At 22.5% G+C, this 22685-nt stretch carries 21 protein-coding genes, 1 tRNA gene and 1 other RNA gene; 17 read left to right on the top strand and 6 right to left on the bottom strand.

All coding sequences use genetic code 4. The annotated features are described in order from the left end of the window. The first annotated feature begins 78 nt into the window (after positions 1 to 78). The 12 genes from rpsO (at position 79) to tsaD (ending at position 11955) form a co-directional block, all read left to right on the top strand. Complete coding sequence (gene rpsO / locus ACXX86_RS00110) at positions 79 to 345, top strand: 30S ribosomal protein S15 (protein WP_436359033.1); 267 nt, start codon at positions 79 to 81, stop codon at positions 343 to 345. 80 nt (positions 346 to 425) lie between these two features. Continuing rightward, the gene (locus ACXX86_RS00115; protein WP_458560570.1) at positions 426 to 1652 is read left to right on the top strand and encodes a YbhB/YbcL family Raf kinase inhibitor-like protein; all 1227 of its coding nucleotides are present in this window, start codon (positions 426 to 428) and stop codon (positions 1650 to 1652) included. Then, complete coding sequence (locus ACXX86_RS00120; protein WP_458557300.1) at positions 1652 to 2023, top strand: IMPACT family protein; 372 nt, start codon at positions 1652 to 1654, stop codon at positions 2021 to 2023. The genes ACXX86_RS00115 and ACXX86_RS00120 overlap by 1 nt, the downstream gene beginning before the upstream one ends. 14 nt (positions 2024 to 2037) lie before the next feature. Further along, the gene (locus ACXX86_RS00125; RefSeq protein WP_436359038.1) at positions 2038 to 2847 is read left to right on the top strand and encodes an energy-coupling factor transporter ATPase; all 810 of its coding nucleotides are present in this window, start codon (positions 2038 to 2040) and stop codon (positions 2845 to 2847) included. After that, positions 2832 to 3737 carry an energy-coupling factor transporter ATPase gene (locus ACXX86_RS00130; RefSeq protein ID WP_458557299.1) on the top strand — a complete coding sequence of 302 codons (906 nt, stop codon included), beginning with the start codon at positions 2832 to 2834 and terminating at the stop codon, positions 3735 to 3737. The genes ACXX86_RS00125 and ACXX86_RS00130 overlap by 16 nt, the downstream gene beginning before the upstream one ends. A gap of 1 nt (position 3738) precedes the next feature. Continuing rightward, positions 3739 to 4662, top strand: coding sequence for an energy-coupling factor transporter transmembrane component T family protein (locus ACXX86_RS00135; protein WP_458557298.1), 924 nt, complete (start codon positions 3739 to 3741; stop codon positions 4660 to 4662). Between the two features lie 12 nt (positions 4663 to 4674). Continuing rightward, the gene (gene ligA, locus ACXX86_RS00140; protein WP_458560914.1) at positions 4675 to 6792 is read left to right on the top strand and encodes an NAD-dependent DNA ligase LigA; all 2118 of its coding nucleotides are present in this window, start codon (positions 4675 to 4677) and stop codon (positions 6790 to 6792) included. A gap of 56 nt (positions 6793 to 6848) precedes the next feature. Then, positions 6849 to 6939 (top strand) — tRNA-Ser (locus ACXX86_RS00145). A gap of 53 nt (positions 6940 to 6992) precedes the next feature. Then, complete coding sequence (locus ACXX86_RS00150) at positions 6993 to 8114, top strand: hypothetical protein (protein ID WP_458560915.1); 1122 nt, start codon at positions 6993 to 6995, stop codon at positions 8112 to 8114. Positions 8115 to 8192: 78 nt separating this feature from the next. Next, entirely contained in the window at positions 8193 to 9815 is a 1623-nt protein-coding gene (locus tag ACXX86_RS00155; protein ID WP_458560476.1) for a DUF2130 domain-containing protein, read from the top strand. Next, positions 9808 to 11001: a replication-associated recombination protein A gene (locus ACXX86_RS00160; RefSeq protein WP_458557294.1), complete on the top strand. Its 1194-nt coding sequence runs from the start codon at positions 9808 to 9810 to the stop codon at positions 10999 to 11001. The genes ACXX86_RS00155 and ACXX86_RS00160 overlap by 8 nt, the downstream gene beginning before the upstream one ends. 6 nt (positions 11002 to 11007) lie before the next feature. Continuing rightward, a complete protein-coding gene (gene tsaD, locus ACXX86_RS00165; RefSeq protein ID WP_436359051.1) occupies positions 11008 to 11955 on the top strand; it encodes a tRNA (adenosine(37)-N6)-threonylcarbamoyltransferase complex transferase subunit TsaD in 948 nt (315 codons plus the stop codon). 8 nt (positions 11956 to 11963) lie between these two features. Here the strand turns inward: tsaD and ACXX86_RS00170 are convergent, their stop codons facing one another. From ACXX86_RS00170 to ACXX86_RS00190, 5 genes are all read right to left on the bottom strand, one after another. Further along, on the bottom strand, positions 11964 to 12806 hold the full coding sequence (locus tag ACXX86_RS00170) for a deoxyribonuclease IV (protein WP_458559492.1): 843 nt from the start codon (positions 12804 to 12806) through the stop codon (positions 11964 to 11966). Between the two features lie 25 nt (positions 12807 to 12831). Further along, positions 12832 to 13608 (bottom strand): Nif3-like dinuclear metal center hexameric protein, encoded by a 777-nt coding sequence (locus ACXX86_RS00175; protein ID WP_458560916.1) that lies wholly within the window; start codon positions 13606 to 13608, stop codon positions 12832 to 12834. Beyond that, positions 13601 to 14932 carry an RNA polymerase sigma factor gene (locus ACXX86_RS00180; protein ID WP_458560478.1) on the bottom strand — a complete coding sequence of 444 codons (1332 nt, stop codon included), beginning with the start codon at positions 14930 to 14932 and terminating at the stop codon, positions 13601 to 13603. Before ACXX86_RS00180 ends, ACXX86_RS00175 begins: the two co-directional genes overlap by 8 nt. A gap of 77 nt (positions 14933 to 15009) precedes the next feature. Further along, positions 15010 to 16737: a DNA primase gene (gene dnaG, locus ACXX86_RS00185; protein ID WP_458560479.1), complete on the bottom strand. Its 1728-nt coding sequence runs from the start codon at positions 16735 to 16737 to the stop codon at positions 15010 to 15012. A 13-nt stretch (positions 16738 to 16750) separates the two neighbouring features. After that, the gene (locus tag ACXX86_RS00190) at positions 16751 to 18115 is read right to left on the bottom strand and encodes a glycine--tRNA ligase (RefSeq protein WP_436359059.1); all 1365 of its coding nucleotides are present in this window, start codon (positions 18113 to 18115) and stop codon (positions 16751 to 16753) included. A 57-nt stretch (positions 18116 to 18172) separates the two neighbouring features. On the opposite strand from ACXX86_RS00190, the gene ACXX86_RS00195 reads away from it, so the two are divergent. After that, positions 18173 to 18826, top strand: a complete 654-nt coding sequence (locus ACXX86_RS00195) for a uracil-DNA glycosylase (protein ID WP_436359061.1) — start codon at positions 18173 to 18175, stop codon at positions 18824 to 18826. A 9-nt stretch (positions 18827 to 18835) separates the two neighbouring features. Further along, positions 18836 to 19591, top strand: coding sequence for a hypothetical protein (locus ACXX86_RS00200; protein WP_436359063.1), 756 nt, complete (start codon positions 18836 to 18838; stop codon positions 19589 to 19591). Positions 19592 to 19607: 16 nt separating this feature from the next. On the opposite strand, the gene rnpB is transcribed toward ACXX86_RS00200, so the two are convergent. After that, positions 19608 to 19889: RNase P RNA component class B (rnpB, locus tag ACXX86_RS00205), an RNA gene on the bottom strand. 81 nt (positions 19890 to 19970) lie between these two features. On the opposite strand from rnpB, the gene ACXX86_RS00210 reads away from it, so the two are divergent. Genes ACXX86_RS00210 through holA form a run of 3 tightly spaced genes read left to right on the top strand, consistent with a single transcriptional unit; the run spans position 19971 to position 22683 of the window. After that, positions 19971 to 20471: an MAG0490 family ComEA-like DNA-binding protein gene (locus ACXX86_RS00210; protein WP_458560480.1), complete on the top strand. Its 501-nt coding sequence runs from the start codon at positions 19971 to 19973 to the stop codon at positions 20469 to 20471. Then, a complete protein-coding gene (locus ACXX86_RS00215) occupies positions 20396 to 21751 on the top strand; it encodes an MAG0480 family ComEC-like protein (RefSeq protein ID WP_458560481.1) in 1356 nt (451 codons plus the stop codon). The genes ACXX86_RS00210 and ACXX86_RS00215 overlap by 76 nt, the downstream gene beginning before the upstream one ends. Positions 21752 to 21753: 2 nt before the next feature. Further along, on the top strand, positions 21754 to 22683 hold the full coding sequence (gene holA / locus ACXX86_RS00220; RefSeq protein ID WP_436359067.1) for a DNA polymerase III subunit delta: 930 nt from the start codon (positions 21754 to 21756) through the stop codon (positions 22681 to 22683). The last annotated feature ends 2 nt before the right edge of the window (positions 22684 to 22685 follow it).

The raw sequence follows: 22685 nt of genomic DNA on the forward strand, positions 1-22685 counted from the left end.
TAAAATTAATATAAAATATTTTTTCTCGGTTTTAACATTCGTTCAAGTTTTTGCTGGGATTAAATCAAAGGAGAAAATATGGTTTCAAAAGAACGTAAAAGAGAATTAACAATTGAATTCGGTGGAAACGAAAAAAACACAGGTATGATTGAAGTTCAAGTTGCAATTTTAACTGAAGATATTGAATCATTAAAAAAACATTTTGAAGTTAATAAAAAAGATAAACATTCAAAACGTGGATTTATGGCAAAGGTTAATAAACGTAAAAAACTTTTATTATATTTAAAAGAAAACAATTTTGATTCTTACAAAAAAACTATTGAAAAACTTAATATTAGAAAATAGTTTTTTCAATTTATTTACAAAATACACAAGATTAAATTATTTAAGTTTAATTTTGTGTATTTTTTGTTAAAATTTAATTTATGAAAATAATTGTAAAAAATGTAAAAAATGGTGTTTTGGAAACTCAATTTGGTAATTCTAATTTAAAAGACAATTCTGTAAGTTTCCCAATAAAATGGTCAAAAGTAAAAAATGCTAAATCATATGCTATAACATTAATTGATAAGGAAGCTTCTAAATCTTTAGGAGTACCTTTTATTCATTGAATTGCTGCAAATATAAAGAAAAATAGGGTAGATTGGGATTTTTCATTTCAAAATAAAGATAAAATTATTCAATTTGAAAACTCTATGTCAGCCTTCGCTAAAAAACATTTACTGGAACAAATTGTTTCAATCGAAAATAATGGCGTTTATGTAGGACCATTCCCTGTAGAAAGTGACCATAATTATGAATTAAGAATTTATGCTTTAAATACAGAAGACATTTTAAAAAATTCAAATTTTAATAAAGAAGATAAATTATTTTTTGACGATTTTCAAAATTTGATAAAAGGAAAAGTTATCGATTCAGGATTTTATACTTTTTTATATAGAACAAAATATGTTTTTATCAATGATAGATTTGTAGAAAATAACAAAGAAAGTCAGGAATTAAACAAAGGACTTGAAAAAGATAAAATTTTCTTTTATAAAGGTAATAAAAAGACAAATATTGAAATTAAATCTAGTGCTTTTTATAGAGAAAACAATGAAATATTTTTAAATAAATTTTATGTAGCACAAAAACATAATAATTTGTTTCATTCAATATCTCTACCTTTAGAATTTTCCAAAATAAATGAAGCTAAAAGTTATGTTGTGACACTTTTAGGAAACGCTGAAGTAAAAAACTATGCTACACCTTTAATATTTTGAATTAGAACTGAGCTAGAAAATGAAAATGTGAATTTAGAAACTGATAACTTTATAAAAATTCCTTCAAGAATAATTAATCAATTTAACATTAATAAAGAACAAAAATATCATTATATTAATACTTTTGGTACTCACCTTGCACAAAGAATAGCTAGTGATTTTGGAGAAAGTGATGAGATATTTAGGTATATAGCAAACGATTATGGATTGGTAAAAATACCAAATATTTCAGATTCAAACGGAATTTATACATTAACAATTTATGCATTAGATGAAAAAATCAATTTTGTAAAAAGAGAAAATTTTGATGTTATTTCATTGGGAGATGTTTTAGAAAGTATAAAATCCCATGTTGTAGGAGAAGGAAATATTCAATTTAAAATAAAATAATGAATAACTTATTTGAAATTAAAAAATCTAAATTTTACTCCTTTTTATATGAAATTAAAGACAAAAACGAAGTAAAAACAATAATTGAAAATCTAAAAAAAGAACATAAAAAAGCTAGACACATTTGTTATGCTTTTTTATTCACTGATATTAATGGAATAACACATTATGGAATGAGCGATGATGGGGAACCGCAAGGAACTGCAGGAAAACCACTTTTAAATTTGCTTCAAATAAAAAAAATAGAAAATAGCCTCATTGTTGTTGTTAGATATTTTGGTGGAATCAAACTCGGAGCAGGAGGTTTGATTAGATCTTATATAAATTCTGCTAATTTATTATTAAATAATAATAAAAAAAGCAATAAATAGTATAATTAAAAATTATGATAAAACTTAAAAACGTATCTTTTAGTTACAGCGATGAAGAAAATGCAAAATTAGCATTAGATGATATAAATTTAGAATTCAAAGCAGGAAAATATATTGCCATTTTAGGGCACAATGGTTCGGGAAAATCAACTTTATCTAAAATTTTAACAGGAATTATAAAACCTAAAAAAGGTGAAGTGTGAATAAATGATATTTTATTATCCAAAAGCACTTTAAATGAAGCAAGAAAATATATTGGAATTATTTTTCAAAATCCAGATAATCAATTTGTTGGTGCAACAGTTGAAGATGATATTGCCTTTGGTTTGGAAAATAGATGTGTTAATCCAAAGGAAATGAAGGAAATAATTTTCAATTTAGCTCAAAAAGTTGATATGCTAGATCATCTTGAAAGAGAACCACAAAATTTATCTGGTGGTCAAAAACAAAGAGTTGCAATTGCTTCCATTTTAGCTTTAAGTCCTAAAATTATAATCTTTGATGAGGTTACATCAATGCTAGATCCTAAAGGAAAACACGATGTTTTAAACATAATTAGGGAAATTCAATCTACAAGAACAAAAACTTTAATTTCTATAACTCACGATATGGATGAAGCTGTTTTAGCAGATGAAGTGATAGTTTTAGCAAAAGGTAAGGTAATAGCACAAGGATCTCCAAAAAACATTTTAAATGATAAAAAAGTATTAGAAGAAGCAAAATTAGATTCACCATTTATTTATAAAATTTCTTCTTTAATAAATAAAATAAAACCAACATATGATGAAAATGAATTAATAGAGGAAATATGCAAATTAAAATAAAAAATATATTTAAAATTTATGATAAAGATTTACCTTCAAGATTTAATGCCTTAGATGATGTTTCAACTGAAATAAATAAAGGTGAATTCATTTCAATTATAGGACAAACAGGTAGTGGAAAAACCACATTTATCGAACATATGAATGGTTTAATTTATCCAGACGATGGTGAAGTGGAATTTATTTATGTTAATGAAAACAAAAATAAAGAAAATATACAGAAAAATGTTATTTTAAAAAAGAAAAAACTTTTTGCAAAAAGAGTTAAAGGTAAAGAGTTAAAACAAATAAGAAAAAGGGTTGGTGTTGTGTTTCAATTTGCAGAATACCAACTATTTGAGCAAACTATTGAAAAAGATATTATATTTGGTGCTGTTTCAATGGGAGAAGAAAAGAAAAAAGCTATTGAAAAAGCTAAAAATATAATTAAACTTGTTGGTTTAGATGAATCTTATTTACAAAAATCACCTTTTGATTTATCAGGTGGACAAAAAAGAAGGGTGGCAATTGCAGGAATTTTAGCAATGGATCCTGATATCATTTTTTTTGATGAACCAACAGCAGGTTTAGATCCGGTAGGGATTCAAGAAACTTTGGAAATTTTTGATAATTTACACAAAGCAGGAAAAACTATAGTAATTGTAACTCATGATTTAGATAATGCTTTAACTTGAACAAATAGAACAATTGTATTCAAGGAAGGTAAAATAATTAAAGATGGAGACACTTACGAAATACTTAGTGATACAGAGTTTTTAGAAGATAATAAAATGCAACCAACTAAATTGTTAAGTTTTGTTAATAAACTAAAACAAAAAGGAATAAATATTCCAAAAGTTAAAAATATTAATGAGTTAATTTCAGAAATAAATAAGTTAATAAAGGAGTAATATGAATATAGTAATTGGAAAATATGTACCTAAAAATACGTTTTTGCATAAGTTAGATCCAAGAATAAAGTTAATATTTAATATTATTTTTATTACTTTGTTTTTTGTAACAACACATCTATTAACTCTTTCTTTTTTAATAATTCCTATGATGATTTTGTTTGCTGTTACCACTAAAAAACCTTTTCACTTAATAAAAGTAGCTAAATTACCTATTTTTATATTTTTATTTATGTCTATAATTTATTCTTTTATATTAAATGATTTAAGTAATTTTAATAAACCAGAATTCATTATAAAAGGTTTAGATCACGATCAATCTTATAAATTTATAAGTCAAGAATGATTTTCATTGAACTTAAAATTTACAACTTTAAAATATACTAATTTATCTTTTATAAGGGCTTTTGTTCTTGGTTTAAGAATTTATTGTATGATTTTAATCACTACTCTTTTGATTTATACTACTAAACCTGTATTATTAACAAGAGCTATTGAAGATTTGATTTTCCCATTAAAACTTGTAAAAATTAACACCAATGTAATAGCGATGATTATTTCAATTGCAATTAGATTCATTCCTACTTTATTACTTGAAGCAAATAGAATTATTAAAGCACAAGCTTCAAGAGGAGTTGATTTTAAACACGGAAAAATTAATGATAAAGTTAAGGCAATGATTACCTTAACAATTCCACTATTTGTTTTATCATTTTCTAGAGCAGAAGATTTATCAAACGCAATGGAAGTAAGAGGTTATGATCCTTATGAAAAAAGAACAAAATATCGTCGTCTTTATTTAAAATGATTTGACTACTTATTTTTATTATTTTTAATTAGTTTTATAGTTTTTGTTATATTAGTAGAACAAAATGTAATAGGACCATTACCGCTATTTTGAATTTATACAGCTCAACAATTTTAATAAGGATGATTTATGAGAAAAAAAACAAAAGATAAAATAAAAGGAAAAACCGATTTAGAAATTAAAAAAATTATTGAAGATTTAAGACAAGAAATTTCATATCATGATAAATTGTATTTTGAAGAAAATACACAAGAAATTAGCGACTTAGAATATGAAGACAAAATGAAAGAGTTGAAAGAATTAGAAAATGTGTATTTTTCTTTATTTTCTTGAGAAGAAAATTTAAATTCACCAACTCAAAAAATTCATTCTATAAGTTCTACTCAATTTGAAAAAGTTAAGCACTCTTTTGCGATGTTATCTTTAAATAAAGCTTATTCATATGAAGAAATTCAAAAATTTTTGAATGATTCTCAAGAAGTTATAAAGGAAATTAAAGATTTTTATATTGAACCTAAAATCGATGGACTTTCTATTGCTCTTCATTATAAAGATGGTAGATTAATAAAAGCATTAACTCGTGGCAATGGTGTTGAAGGAGAAAATATCATTAATAATATATTAAAAACAAAAGATGAATTTTTTCCGAAAACAATAAAATATGATAAACCAATTGAAATTAGAGGAGAAATATATATTGATAAAGATGATTTTATTGATTTAAATTCACAAATTCAAGCAAAAATTGATGAATATAACCAGCAAAAAATCGATGAAGAATCATTAAACTCTAAAATTAAATCTTTAGAAAGAAAAAATTTGTTTTTAAATCCAAGAAATGCAGCCGCAGGAATAGTAAGAAAATTGAAAAACGTTTCCACTGATGAAATGCACAAAATTAAAGCATTTTTTTATCAAGTTGTAGAACCTATTAACCATAATATTAATTCTGTTTCGCAAACTATCAACTTTTTAAAAACAAATCATTTTCCTGTAAATACAATAGGAAAAACTGTACATAATTTACTTGAAATACAGGAAATTATAGAATATGTGGATAAAAATAGAGATGATTTGAAATATGAAATAGACGGAATGGTAATTAAGGTAAATGATGTTATTTTCTCCGAAGAATTGGGTTATACTTCTAAATTTCCTAAAGGAGCTATTGCATATAAATTTTATGATGAAATCGTAAAAACTAAATTACTTTCAGTTGATTACCAAACAGGAAGAACAGGAAAAATTGCTTATGTTGCCAATTTAGAACCAGTTTTTTTAAATGGAACTAAAGTTGAAAAAGCTTATTTACATAATTTTCAAAACATTTTAAATCTTAAAATTAGAATTGGAGAAGATGTTTATATTAAAAAATCTGGAGAAATTATTCCACAAGTAATTTCATCTGTAAAAAAATTCGAAAATACCAATATTGATATTTTAACTCACTGTCCAAGTTGTAATTTTCCTTTACATAATACAGAAAAAGAACAATTTTGTGAAAATGAAAATTGTTCAGACAAAATTGTTAGAAAAATTATCCACTTCTTTTCCAAAAATGCTTTCGATGTTTCAACACTTTCTAAAAAAACTATTAAACAATTTTATGACTTTGGCGTAATAAAAAATGTTATTGATGTATTTGAATTAGAAAAAAATATTGCTTTAATTAGTGCTAATAATAAAAAATGAACTAAGAATTTTAAGATGCGTTCCACAACTGTATTATTAAAAGCCATAAATGATTCTAAAACCATAGAATTTAGTAAATTTATTTATGCACTTGGAATTAAAAATATAGGTGTTGAAGCATCTATTGAAATTAGTAAAAGGATCAATAATATTGATGAACTTTTAAATTATGATTATGAAAAATTTTTAGAAGTAAATAAATTTGGTGAAACCATTGTTAAAGAATTAAAAAATTATTTTAGTATTCAAGCAAATAAAGAATTTTTATTAAAATTAAAAGAGCAAAATTTGAATTTTATAAAGGAAAACAACAAGATTGAAAGCAAAAATTTAGAAAATATTTCTTTTGTTGTTACTGGAACTTTATCCATAACAAGAAATGAATTTAAAAAATTAGTAGTATCTAATTCCGGGGTACTTTCTAATACAATTACTTCTAAAACAAACTATTTAGTTGTTGGAGATTTACCAGGTGAATCTAAATTAAAATTAGCAGAAAAACACAAAACTCCAATAATTAATGAAAAGGAATTTTATAAACTTATTGAAAAATAAAAAAAATGCTTATTAATTTAAGCAAATTATTATATAATTATATAGTAAAAACTTGGGGGGCAATACTCAAGAGGCTGAAGAGGACGCATTGCTAACGCGTTAGGGGCTTAACCGCCCGCGCAGGTTCAAATCCTGTTTGCCCCGCCATTTTTTTATTACTTTTATTACATTATAGGTATTTTAAAATGGGTTTTATTTGATTGACAATAACAGTTTTTTATATAATTGCTTTTTTATACGTTATTTTAAGTGAAAAAGAAAAAAATAAAATTTTTAAAGTAAAAAAATTTATTGAATTTTCAGATTTATCAGAAATAATAAAAATGAAAATAAAAAATAAATTTTTGAATCCTACCATTTATATAGAAATAGCAGTTCTAATATTAACTACTATTTTTTCATTCGTTAATATTTTTCATTTAATATCTAACAATTTAATTGAGCAATTTCAAAATATTTTACAAGAAAAAAAACCAGATATTTTTATAAAAAACTGATTTTGAAATATTAAATTTTTTGAATTTATATCTTCATTAATAATTAACACTTTATTTAAATCAGCTTTAATTTTCATTTATTATATAATTTGAAAAAAATTAAATGAATGATTATTTGATAGGAAAAAACCTATTGAATATAAAAAAAATAGACAAAAATTCAATAGTTTCTTTTACCGTAAAGATATTATTATTTATATTGTAAAAAAAATAATAATAATTTTATTTTATGTATTAATTTTATTTTTATTTTCTTTATTTATTTTACTTTTTTCTTCCGGTTTAGAGTGGTTACTTATACTATTTTTAATGCTTTTAATTTTTATTCCTACTATTATAGGAATAATTATAATTTTCTATTCTAAATTTAATAGACACAAACATACTAAACACGAATATTTTAATTTTTTACAGGAAAATAAATCATTTTTAGAAGAAGAATATCAATTTATCTTTGTATATAAATATGTTGAATCGATTAATGATTTTTTAATTTTTAAAAATGAAAATAAAAATCAGTGAAAAAAATTTAAACTTGAATATAAAAAAAGAAAAATTGATAAAAAAGACTTTTGAAAATTAAAATGAAGTTTAAAAATTTTTAATGAATTTAATAAAAATGTAAATAGAATTATTGCAAAAAAAGAAATAATAAATGAATGAAAATATATTTTACCAAGTGAATTGCAATTGTGTCCAGAACACGGAAATACTATCATTTTTCATTCTAAATATAATTTATATTATTGTTCTTATGGAGAGTACTTTTCCTTAATTTATTTAGAAAATATGGGAAAATGTAAATATTTTATTTTAAAAGAGTAAATGTAAAAATAAAATTTGAAATTTTACTGTTTAAATGTAAAATTAATATAATATTATTTATATATGGAAAGGTAAAAAATGGGAAATAAAATAAAAGTTAGAATTATAGAACATGAACCAAGAATAAAATTTGAAATCTTGGAAGATGCAAAAAAAGGAGATTTTTTCTTTATAGATGAATATAAGGATGAAGGAGTAGAAAGTTATTTAAATGAAGTTCGTTCAAAGATTGACGAGGATTTATTTAATACAGCTAAAAATCAAGCACTTTTAGAGTATAAAACTAGTGAAGAATTCATTAATTTAAAAAATGATTTAAACGAAAAAAATAATATAATCAAAAATCATAAACAAACACTAGAAAATGCAATTTTAAAGGCTATTGAAGATTTTAAAACAAAAGACGAATTTACAGAAAAAATAAAGAGAATCGATGATTTAATTTCTGAAAAAGAAAATTTAATTAAAGAAAAAACAGAATTAGAAACTAAATTAAAAACATCTAAAAATGATATTATAAATGAGTATAAAACTAGTGAAGAATTTACTGATTTACAAAAAAAATTAACTGAAAAAGATAATATAATAAAAAATCATAAACAAGAATTAGAAAACGCCTCTTTAAAAGCTATAAAAGATTTTAGAAATAATGAAGAATTTACAGAAAAAATAAAGAGAATCGATAATTTAACTTCTGAAAAAGAAAACTTAATTAAAGAAAAAATGCAATTAGAAAATACATTAGCTAATGCTGAAATTAACATTATAAATGAATATAAAAAATCTCCAGAATATCTTGAATTATTTGATTCATTGCAAAGTATAAGAAAAGAAAACGCAACTTTAGTAGAAAGAATGAATAATATTAAAGTTAATATGCAAAGTGAATCACAAGTAGAAATGACTAAAAAAGAAATTCAACATTCAAATGAAATACAAAAATGAATTAAGGAAAATACCGAGTTAAAAACTACTATAAATGATTTACAAAGGAAAAAAAATGTAAATATAAAACTTATTGGGGAAGATTTAGAAAACTGAATAATTTCTCAAGCTTCTGAAAATCTTTCATTTGATAACAACTGTTCTTTTTATAAAGATAATGAAGTTAAAGATCATACTAAAGCAGATTTTTTATATGATATTTATAGTAGAAATAATAATAAAAAATTATTAGGAAAAATAATAATAGAAGCAAAAAGTCAAGGTGAAACAGGTAATAAAAAGAATTCTGATTATTATGATAAATTAAAAAGAGACCAAACTAAAAAACAAGCAGACTTTGCTATTTTAGTTAGTGAATTAGAACCAGAAAAGGATTTTTTAATTTCTAAGGTATTTGATTATGAAAATATGTATGTTATAAGACCTGCCTATTTAATTCCTTTTTTATCACTACTTAAACACTTTATAATGGAAAGGGAAAAAATAGCAGATGCTGAAATAACTTTCCAAGAAAAAAAGGATATTTTAGAACAATTTGATAAAATGAAAAATGAAATTTTAGATAATTCTCTTAAACACATAAGAACACAAACTGAAAAAATCTTAAAAAACGCAGAAACAATAGAAAAAAACGCAAAAGAAATAAAAGAATCTATTAGTTTAGTGGTTGATATTCACCTAAACACAGTAAAAAATAAAATAGAAAATTTTGCTATTCAAAAAATAACAAAAAAAATAGATAAAATTTATGAATAAAAAATTAGATTTGAAAAAATTTAAACCAGAAACACTGGATGAAATTATAGGTCAAGAGCATATTAAATTTCTTTTAAATAGAGTAATTGAATTAAAAAACAGAACATCTTTTATTTTTTATGGAGAAAGCGGAATTGGAAAAACATCAGTTGCAAATGTTTTAGCTTTAAATCTTAATTTAAAATACACTACATTTAATGCAACTATAGAAAATAAAGATTCGCTTTTAGAGAAAATTAAAAATAATGACATTTTGATTATTGATGAAATTCATCGTTTAAATAAAGATAAACAAGATTTACTTTTAAGTTATTTGGAAAAAGACCAAATTATAATTTATGCAACAACAACAGAAAACCCATATTTTAAAATCAATCCAGCAATTAGAAGCAGAATGCAAATTTTAAAATTCAACAAGCCTTCTTTGGAAGAAATAATAAATTTTTTTCATTCAAAAAGCTTCATTTTAGCAAAAGAAATTATAGAAAAAATAATATTTTTATCAAATTTTGATATAAGAACTATTTTTTGAAATTTAGATTTTGTTTTAACTTTAAGCAAAAATGAACCTTTAAGTGAAGAAGTTATCGAAAAATTATTACCAAATGTTAATTTTTACAGCGATAAAAATGCTGACTCACATTATAATAATTTAAGTGCTTTTCACAAATCATTAAGAGGGAGTGATCCTGATGCAGCTTTATATTATGGTATGTTAATTATTAAAAGCGGAGATTTTGATGGTTTATATAGAAGAATGCTTTGTGTTGCATATGAAGATATAGGTCTTGCTCATCCTAACATTTCTTTGAAAGTTATGGCAGCAATTGATTCAGCAGAAAGACTTGGAATGCCTGAAGCTAGATTGTCGCTTTCTACTATCATTATTGAATTGGCATTAAGTCCAAAAAGCAACTCAACTTATCAAGCAATGCAAAAAGTTTCTGAATTAATTGATAATGGTAAAATATATGAAATTCCAGATCATTTAAAAGATTCTCATTATAAAAGTGCTAAAAAATTTAATCACGGGGTAAATTATTTATATCCACATGATTTTTTAAATAATTATGTTGATCAACAATATTTACCTTCAGAAATAAAAAACAATAAATTTTTTGAATTTGGTAATAATAAAAATGAACAAAAATTAAAAGAATATTTGAATAAAATAAAGGAAAAATAAAGAAAAATGACAATATTAGGTATAGAAACTTCACACGATGACACATCTGTAGCTATTTTAAAAAACGGTAAAATACTTTCTAATATTACATTTAGTCAAATCAAAATTCATGCTAAATATGGAGGTACAATTCCGGAAATCGCTTCAAGAGAACATGTTAATAATATAGCTATTATTTTAGAAGAAATAAAAAAGATAATAGACTTAAATAAAATAGATTATATAGCATTTACAAAAGAACCTGGTTTAATTGGTTCTTTGCAAATAGGGAAATTATTTGCAGAAGCAATTTCATTAATTTTAAATAAACCTTTATTTCCGATAAATCATTTAAATGGTCATTTTTTTTCAGGTGCAATAGATAATGAAATAATTTATCCGGCTATTTCCCTTTTAGTCTCTGGGGGACATACTCAAATTTTATATGCTAAAAATCCTAAGCAAATAGAAATAATTGGCGAAACTTTAGATGATGCAGTTGGTGAGGCATATGATAAAATAGCTAGAAAATTAAATTTATCCTTTCCTGGCGGACCAATTATTGATAAAATATATTTTGATAATATAGGCAAACAAAGTCAATTTGTTAATAATATAAAAATTTCAAAACCAAAAACGGAAGGAAAATACGATTTTTCTTTAAGTGGTATAAAAACACAAGTTATAAATATTATAAATAACTTTGAAAATAGAAGATTAAGTGTTCCTGTTGAAGAAATAGCTTATTCTTTTCAAAAAACTATTGTTGATTATTTAATAGAAAAGACAAAAATGGCAATTGAAGAATTTCAACCTAATTCTATAGTTCTTGCAGGTGGAGTTTCTGCTAATAAACATTTAAGAAATGAATTTGTTAAACTACATTCAAATTCTATAATTCCTAAATTGGAATATTGCACTGATAATGCTGCTATGATCTGTAAGGCAGCAGAAATTTTGATAAAAGAAAACTAGGGTAAAACCTAGTTATTTTTATTTTCTTTATCTAGCAGAAAAGCAATTTCTTTATCATAAATTGGTCCTTCTTCTTTTCAAGGAGTCTCTAATATAATAGGTATATTATCAAATAAAGGATCGTGTACAATTTTTTTAAGAATTTCTTTAGGAATAAAACCTTCTCCAATGTTTGCGTGTCTATCTTTGTGCGAATTTAAAGGATTTTTCGAATCATTGAGATGAATAACTTTTAAATGTTTTAAAATATTTTTTTGTTTTAATTCATTTATAAATTCGTCATAATTTTCCAAATTATAACCTGCATCTCAAATATGACAGGTATCAATGCAAATTCCTGTTCTGGGATTATTCACTTCATTCAAAACAAAAAGTAATTCTTCAAAGTTAATTCCTACTTCAGAACCTTTTCCAGACATAGTTTCAAGTATAATTTCTACATTTTTTGTATTATTTAAAATAAAAGTTAGGGATTTAATTAACTGTTTAAGTGATTCTTCTCTAGAAAATGTAGTATGGGAACCAGGGTGTAAAACTAAATATTTAGCACCTATATAATTCATTCTTTCTATTTCTTCTATTAAAAATTTATTAGCAAAATCAGCTTTTTCAGGATTTGCTGGATTAGTTATATATGGTGCATGTACCACTATGTCTTCTGGTTTTATTATTTCTTTATAGTCTTTTAAATATTCAAATAGTTTGTAGTTAGAAACATTTGTTCTTAAAGTTGTTTGTGGTGCTCCTAAATAAATCATTGTGCAATTTGCACCATTTTTTATAGATTCTTCAATTGCTCCATATAAGTAATTGGGTTTTTTGAATGAAACGTGTGATCCTAATTTAATCATATTTTTCCTTTTAATTTTTAAATTATTATATATTTATTATAAATTCATTTTCCAAATATTTTTCTACTTTTAAATTGGTTAAAGATTTTTTTATTATTTTATACATAAAATCAATATTTACTTTTTCAATTGAGTGCGGAACTACCAATAAATCAATTTTTAGATTATTGATTGTTAACAATTCATTTCATTTTAAGTCTGAAGTGATGTAAAGAGCTTTATTTTTAATTACTTTATAAGTTTCTAATATATTTTCAATACCAGCAGCTCCTGGCAAAATTACAATTTTTTTAATTTTTTTATTTTTTTGCAAATTTGTTTGCAAATTATTTAAATTTAGCATATTTTTAATTTTGTTTATCAATTCAAAAAAAGAGATTTCGCTTTTTAAATTAACAATAGAATTAAATTTATTTACAGGAGTTAAATCACCTTCTAAATTGATTTTTTCAAGTATAGATTTAACACCGCTATTTGGTAAAAAATCCAAATTGGTATGAATTGAAAAAACATTAATTTTATATTTCTTTATTAATTTATGCATTGATTTTTTGTAAGGTTCTTTTTCAAAAGTGTTTTTTAAATATCCTTTATAAAAAAGAAAAGTGTGATAAGTTAAAATAAAATTAAAATTGTTTTTTATCGCATAATCTAATGCTTTTTTAGTTAAATCTAAACAAATGAGAACTTTAGAAATTTCATTATCAAAAAAGTATGAAAACCCTATCTTATCTCAATCTTCTTTAGAATTTTGAGGGAAAATTGAATCAAGAAATAAAGAAAATTCTTTTGAATTATTCACCTTGGTAATAATCTTTTAATTTTCTTTTTTTCTGAGTTATTTTTAATTTTCTTAAAATTTTTGATTCAATTTGTCTTATTCTTTCTTTTGAAACACCTTTTTCATTAGCTAATTCTTCTAAACTATGTATTCTATATCTTTCTCCGTGTTCGTTTTCACCAACACCAAATCTTTTCATTATTAAGATTCTTTCATCTTCATCTAGATTTTTATGAAGCATTTCTTTTAAAATTTGTTCCAATTCTTTTCCTGAAGCAAAATCAACAGGAGAAATTACAGTTTCATCTTTTATGAAGTCAGAAAAGAATGAATCATCTTCCTTACCAATTGGTTTATCTAATGAAATTGGATCAATATTAATTTTTCTAATATATTGAACTTTTTCAGCTGTAAAATCATCTTCCATTTTTTCAGCAATCTCTTCATCTGTTGGTATTCTTCCTAAATTTTGATGTAATTCTCTTTCAATTTTAGTCAATTTATTAATTGTTTCTACCATATGAACAGGAACTCTTATGATTCTTGCTTGATCAGCAACTGCCCTTGTTATTGCTTGTCTAATTCATCAAGTTGCATAGGTTGAGAATTTATATCCTTTTTCAAATTCATATTTTTGAACGGCTTTTAAAATCCCTGAATTACCTTCAGAAATTAAATCTATAAAGGATAAACCCCTATTTTTGTATTTTTTGGCATTATTTATAACCAGTCTTAAATTTCTATTAATTAATGTGTGACGAGCTTTTCTACCTTTTCTACCACCTTCTTTAATTTGCTTAGCAAGAGCAATTTCTTCATCTTGACTTAATAATTTTCCATATTTACCAATTCAACGCATATATCATTTTATAATATCATTAGTTTCGGTTAATTTATTTCTGTATTGAGAATCGTTTAAGTTAAAATCTTCTTCAAAAATTTCATCATCTTCCATAGATAAAACATCATCAGAATCATAATCTTTTAATTCTAAATCATCAATTTCATCGATATCATCAAAATCAACATCTTCATCAGATATCTTTTTATTTTTAACTCTTTTTTTAGATTTAGATATTTCTTTTTCTATCTCTTTTTCATTTATTTCGTCAAAATCATCTTTATCACTTTCGTCATTTAAGATTTTTTCAGAAATTAAAATTGGAAGTAAGTCCACTGCTTCATCTTCATCTATATAAATTTTTTTTGCATATAAAAATTTAAAAACTTCATCTTGAGTAAGGAAAGTTTTGTCTTTTTTCTTCTTTTTTTGTCTTGCTAACTCTTTTTGTAATGCATTTATAACTATTATGTATGAATTTGATAAGTTTTTATCTTTAGCCATTTGTCACCTTAAGTTTTTTAGATTTTAATTAAATTTATCAATTAAAAAGTATAAAAAATTATACCATAAAAATAATTTTATTTATTCAATAATGAAATAAATGATAAAATTTTTTCATCAATTCTTTCTTTTTCATTTACATCAGAACAATTTTCTTTTTCTTTTTCTAATTCTTTTATTATATTTTGTATCTTGAATACTTTTATTTTTTCATTGATTTTTTTGTAATTGTTAATTAAAACATTTAAATCATTAAGATCTTTTGCATAAGTTTCTATAAATAATTGACTTTCATTTAGAGCTTGTGTTTTTTCTTGAACTGTTTTATATTTAAGAATTTTATTAATATTTTTTTTATCAGAAACAAGAAGATTGAATTTTTCAGAATTTTGCATAAAATTTTTTTCAATCTCTTCTATAAGACAAATGGAAGTTATTATTTGTTTTCTTATTTTTTCTACATTACTCTCTAAATTTAATACTTTTTTTTGTTTATTTGGGTTTTGATTATAATTTGAAAAACTTTTGTATTTTATTTCATTGTTTTGGAGATTAAAAATTTTAGGATTTATGTTTAATTCTCTTTCAATTTTTTCTAAAATAAAGGATTTTTCTTTATAATCAGCTAAAACTAAAAAATCTTTAAAGTCTTTTATAAAATTATCAACTGATATAAAATCATTTTTATCTACATTAATAATCATTTCTTTATATAAAAAAGAAAGGGGTGATATTCTATTATTAAGCATTTCCTTGAGTTTTTCTTGTCCAAAAATGTTTAAATATTCATCTGGATCATAGTTTGTATCATTTTTAATGATTTCTACTTTTATATTATTTTTTAATAAAATTTTTAGAGATTTTTTAGTAGCTTCTACACCAGCTTTATCGCCGTCTAAAAGTAGAATTACATGTTTGTTTAGCAACAATTTAATATGTTCTTCAGTTAAAGCAGTACCCATTAATGCAACGGCATTTTTTATGTTTGCTTTATAAAGAGCGATAACATCTATGAATCCTTCACAAATTATTAATTCATTTTTTGTTCCTAAAAAATCAATCGCATTTTTATAATTAAAGAGTATTTTTGATTTTGAAAAAATTTTATTTTGAGCTGAATTTAAATATTTAACTTGATTACTTTTATCAGAAATAACTCTTCCTGAAAATCCTACAATGTTTCCAAATTGATTTTTTATAGGAAACATAATTCTGTTTTTAAAAAAAGAGTTTTCGTTTTCAGTTATAAGTGATGCATTAATTAATATGTCTTTTTGGTTATTTTTTAAAGATAAAAGTTCAATAATTTTATTATCATTTGGAGCGAAACCTAATTCAAAAACCTTTATTATTTCGTCATTTATAAAGCGATTTTGAATAAAACTGGAAATTTCAAAATTACTTTTTTGTTGATTTAATAAGAACAATTTAAATAACATATTGGCATCTTCATTTGCTTTAATTAATTTTTGTTCAAACTCATTATATAGGGGTTTATTTTCAAAAGAAGACATTTCATCCAAATTCAAATTTAAGTTAAAATTTTCGTTTAAGTATTTTAGTGCGTTGGTAAAAGAAAAATTATTAAATTTTATTACAAAATCTAGAACATTTCCTGATTCTTGACAACTAAAACATTTAAAAATTTTTTTAGAAGGAGAAATAGTTAATGATGGTTTGCTATCTTGGTGAAATGGACATATGGCCAAATAGTTATTTCCTCTTTTTTCTAAAGGTAAAAAACTGGAAATAACTGAAATTATATCCAATTCAGTTATTATTTTATTTACTAATTCTTTATTCATTTACCTTCCTAATTTATTTAATATATTTTTTAATATCTGCAATGAAAATTCTCTCTTGCTGCATAGTATCTCTGTTTCTAATAGTTACTTTATTATCGTTTAAAGAATCATAGTCAAAAGTTATACAATAAAAAGTTCCTATTGAATCTTGACGACGATATCTTTTACCAATAGTTCCACTTTCATCGAATGAAGCACTTATATTATCTTCTATTAATGAATTAAAAATTTCCATTGCTTCTTTTGATAATTTTTTAACAAGAGGAAGAACTGCTACTTTATATGGGGCGATATCTTTATTTAATTTTAAAACTATTCTTGTATCATTATTTTCTATATTTTCTTCTTCATAGGCATCTACAATTAAAGCTAAAAGTAATCTATCCATCCCAATAGAAGGTTCGATAATATGCGGAATGTATTTTTTATTAGTTACTGGATCTAAATATTCTAATTTTTCTCCTGAAAAATTACTGTGTGATGTTAAATCAAAATCACCTCTATGTGCAACTCCGAGTAATTCACCTCAACCAAAAGGGAATAAAAATTCTACATCACTTGTTGCTTGAGAATAATGAGCTAACTCTTCTTTAGAGTGTTCCCTAAATTTAATAGATTCTTTCTTAATTCCTATATTTAAAAGGAAAGCTCACACTTTTTCTAAATAATTTTTGTATATTGCTAGTGAATCTTCTGGAGAACTAAAAATTTCAAGTTCCATTTGCTCAAATTCCCTAGTTCTAAAAATAAAATTTCCTGGAGTTACTTCATTTCTAAAGGATTTACCAATTTGTCCTACTCCAAAAGGAATTTTCGCCCTCATTGTTCTTTGTATATTTTTAAAATTAACAAAAATTCCTTGTGCTGTTTCAGGTCTTAAATAAATTTTATCTTTTTTATCTACTACAACTCCTTGATGAGTTTCAAACATAAGGTGAAATTGTTTAATTTCTCCTCAATCTGTTTCACTATTATCATAGTTTTTAACGTTATTTCTTAAGTGTTTTGTAATTTCTTCATTTGATAATTTATTGACATTTATTTCTGGAAAAAGTTCTTCCATAATGTGATCAGCTCTATATCTTTTGTTATTTTTTTTATTTTCTATTAATGGATCGGAAAAATTTGAAACATGACCTGATGCTTCTCAAACTTTTGGATTCATTAAAATTTTAGAATCTAATCCATAATTTTCTGGTATTTTAGTTATAAATTCTCTTCATCAAAAGTCCTTAATATTTTTAGAAAGTAGAACACCTAAAGGACCATAATCTCAAGTATTTGCTAAACCTCCATAAATTTCAGAACCTTGAAAAACAAAACCTGAATTTTTTAAATGATTTATTATATTTTGAATATTCTTTTCTTTATTACTCATAGTTATTAAATTATAATAAAAAAAGTGTTATTTTTATTTTTTATTTATAATTTTAATATGTTGAATCAAGAAGAAGTTTTTAATTTTTTAAAAAAAGAAAAAAGTAAAAAATATTTTTTGAATATTTGTGAAAAAATTGAAAAAGAATATGAAAAAGCAACTATTTTTCCTGATTATAAAGATATTTTCAAAGCTTTTGAAATTACAAATTTTAATGACTTAAAAGTTATAATTTTAGGACAAGATCCTTATCATACAGAAGGTTTTGCGGATGGTTTGGCTTTTTCAAGCAAATCTAAAAGAATTCCCTCATCGTTAAATAATTTATATAAAGAAATAAAAAATAGTTATCCTGATTTTCAAAGTGAAAATGGAAATTTAGAAAGATGATCTAAACAAGGTGTTTTATTACTAAATACTATTTTAACAGTAGAAAAAGGAAAACCTCTTTCTCATAAACATATTGGTTGAGAAACTTTTACTTTTAATTTTTTAAACTTTATTTCAAATAAACAAAAAAATCTAATTTTTTTATTTATGGGTAAAAAGGCTGAAGAAGTTATCCCATTAATTAATTTAGAAGATCAAATAATTTTAATAACATCCCATCCTTCGCCATTTAGTTACTCAAAAAGTTTAAAAAATTCACAAATTTTCAAAAAAATTAATGATATGTTAATAAATCTTCATAAAAATTCAATAAAATGATAAAATTTAATTATGGTAGTAAAACATAAAGTTGAAGTTAGATTATCAAAAACTGAGCATGAAATGGAAGATTGAATTGAAAATAACACTGAGTTATTTTGTAAATTAACTCAAATGGAATTTGCTGAACAATTTTTCATGAATACAGCATGTACGATAAGTCATTATGTAAAGAAAATCGGTTATGAAAATTATAAAGAATTTAGAAAAACAGTAACTGAAAACTATATAAAACAAAAGGAAAAAGATAAAAATCCTTTTGGAGATGCTTTATTTAAGACTGTAATTGGGTATGATTTAGATTTTTTAATTGAAGGATTAATGACTAATTATAAAAATTTACAAAAAATATTTTTAGTTTTAGAAAAATATTCAAGATTTCACCTTTTTAAATTAGGAGAAGATAACTATAATGTAAATGAATTTATAAAATTTTATTCTGAAATTAAAAGAAAAGAAATTATATTGAATTCTAATACAAATGTAATAATTGAAAATAATGTTATAAATGATGATATTTATATCATTTTTGATAATTTTTATGATGATTTTGCACTAAAGGGTTTTGTATCCAATTTACTTGAAAGAGATAAAAATATAATACTCTTTTCTTATAAAAAAGCATTTGTGAATAATGAAACATTAATTTTAGTAGATTTACAAGAAATATATGGAATAAGAAAAATAAGTCCTTATTTATTAAAAAATTCTTTTAATTTTATAAGCGACTTATTAGTGAATATTCAAAAAGAAAAACCAGTTAAATAAAAACTGGTTTTTTTGCATCTATAAGCCGCGTTCTGTACTTTATAAAAGTGTCAATTATTTATCTAGATTTAAAACCTCTTTATTTTTTTTCATTTCAAAAAATAAAGTTCCCCTACCTTAATTTGGGTTTCTAGCTCATGGAGTTTACCGCGTTTCACCTTAATTTAATAAGCTCGTCTCTGTGGCACTTGTCGTCTAAGCTTGGATTTATTAGATCCAACATGAACACTACTATCATCTCAGATAGTGCTAGCGCGGACTTTCCTCTACAATATATTTGCAGCAATTGACCAATGCTATATTATTTTAGCAAAATAAAAGCATTTTTCCTATTTTTTTCCTTTTTTTGACTTTTATCTCAAAAAAAGAAATATTTAATATGGTTAAGAAAAGAAAAAAATTTTTTATATCTTCCTTGTTGCTTTTTTCCTTGGTTTTGGTTGGTGGAGTTTCTTTCTTTATTTATAAGCAACAAAACAAGAAAAATTTCTTAAAAAAAGAAAAAGTTCTTTTAGAAATTTCAGGAGCTGTTTCATATCAAGGGGGATTATTTTTTGATAAAGGAGTTAAGTTAAGAGATGTTTTATTTAAATTTAATTTAAAACCTAATGCAGATATTAAAAAAATAAATCTTGAAGAAAAAATTATTGAAAATAGAAAAATTTTTATTCCTTTTATTGATTATAAAATAAAGAAAAAAATTAATAAAGTTACAGAAGAAGAGTTTAAAAAAGTTGGTATAAGAATGAATATAATAAAAAAAATAATACTTTTTTTAAAAGATAAAGATACAGAAAAACTAAAATGGGAAGATTTTTTAAAAATAAATGGATTAGGTGAAAAAACTCTAAAAATTCTGCAAGAAGAGTTTGAGATTTAATTTTATTAATTATATTTATTATTTTTCTTCAAATAAGTTTCACTTTTTTAAATTATTTATTTTTATTTTTTAATTTAATCATTTTTATATATTTTTTAAACATAAAATCAAAACTTCATATCACTTTTTTAATTTTATTTACTATTTACTTTTTTACTTCGTTTTTTAGTCAAAATAGCGAAAAAAGGACTTTTGTAATTGAAAAAAATAATATTCAATTTTATAAATTATCGAAAAAAAGTTTCTTTTTTGATTTTGAATCTCAAAAAGTGCTTATTAATTATCCTAATATACAGGAAAATGCTTTATATAATGCAAAATTAGAAATAGTAAAAATTGAAAATAGTAGTGAAAAATTAAGTTGGAATTTATTCTTAAAATCTAAAAATATTTTATACAAAGTTCAAAAAGTTTTATATTTAAATTTTCAAGAAAAAAATTTTTCTTTTTTAGATAATATAAAACAATATATACTCAGTGGTAAAGAAAATTATGTAAAAATTGTTCCAATGCTTTTAATTGGAGAAAAAACAAATGAATCTAATGAAATAATTAAAATTATTAAAGATTTATCTATTTATCACCTATTTGTTATTTCAGGATTTCATATTGGTTTAATAAATATTTTCATTAAGAAAATTTTTAATTTTTTGAAAATTAAAGAAATCTGACTTTTTATTTTTTTCTTTTTATTTTGTTTTTTCTATTTAATGATTTTAGATTTTTCAATTTCAAGTGTACGTGCTTTTGTTTTTATAATTTTTAATTATATAAATTTAAAATTATTGAAAAATAAATTTAATAGAATTGAAATTTTAATATTCATAGCTTTAATTTTTATAATTATAAATATTAATGTTATTTTTTCTGTCTCATTTATATTAACTTTTTTAATAACTTTAAATATTCTTTTTATTTTAGAGTTTAAAATAAAAAATAAATTTCTTAATATTTTATTAATTTCAATTAGCAGCAACATTATTGGTTTTTTAATTATAAACATCGTAGATTTAACACATTACAATATTTTATCTATATTAAATTCAGTAGTTTTCAGTCCTATTATTTCAATTCTTTATATTTTTTCCTTTATATTTATTTGAAATAAGGAGATATTGGACTTTATTTCGTTGGTATTTATTTATATAATTAAATGATTTTATCCTTATCAATATTATATAAATTTGAATTTTTCTTTTATAATATCATTAATTGTTATTTGTAATTATTTTTTAATTTTAAATATTATCAATTTTAAAAAAAATAAAGAAAAGGGGTAAAAATGTATTTTTTTTATGGTAATGAACAGTTTTTAATAAATAGAGAAATAAAAAAAATTATTTCCAAATTACCAAACCACAAAATCACAATTTGTTCTGGAATTTCTTTTGATCAATTGCTTGAAAAAATAGATTCTAAAGACATTTTTATTAATGAAGAAGTTTTAGTAATAAAAGATACTGATTTATTTTTAAATCCAGAAGTAAATAAATTAATAGATTTATTAAATTCCATAAAAATAAATAAAGAAAAAGTAATTATTTTTAGTTGTTTTTTTGAAAAAAAAGAGAGAAAAATAATAAATTCATCACTCTTTAAATTTTTATTGTCAAATTCTTTCCATAAAGAATTAAATAAAATAGATATTAAAGAAAAAAATGAATATATCAAAAAAATAATAAAAGCTAAAAAGGGAGAAATTTCAGAATTAGATTTAATATATTTAGCATCACTTTTACCAAATGACTTAATGTTTATTTCAAAAGAAATTGATAAATTGCTAATTTATAATACAGTAATTACTAAAACAAGTATTCAAAAATTGGTTTTTTTAACTGATCTAGACAATGATTTTGCATTAATAAATTCCTTATCAAATTTAAATATAGAGGAAATTTGAAAGGTTTATAAAGAAAAAACACTTGAAGGTTTTTCAATAAATAATTTAATTGGTCAAATATTTTCTTTTTTTAATGTTTTATTTCAAGTTATTCATTTTGACAATAAAAAAATTAGTGAAAAAGAACTTGCTGAGAAAATAAAAATTCATCCTTTTAGAATTAAAAAAGCAAAAGAATTTTTAAAAAATAATAGAAAAGATGAAAAGTATGTTTTTAACATAATTAAAAAATTATCTGAATTAGATTTTTTAATAAAATCAGGAAAAATGCAAGAAAAGGAAGGTTTTGAAACATTTTTAATTTATTTATAATT

The organism is Mycoplasma sp. CB776 (assembly GCF_054343395.1).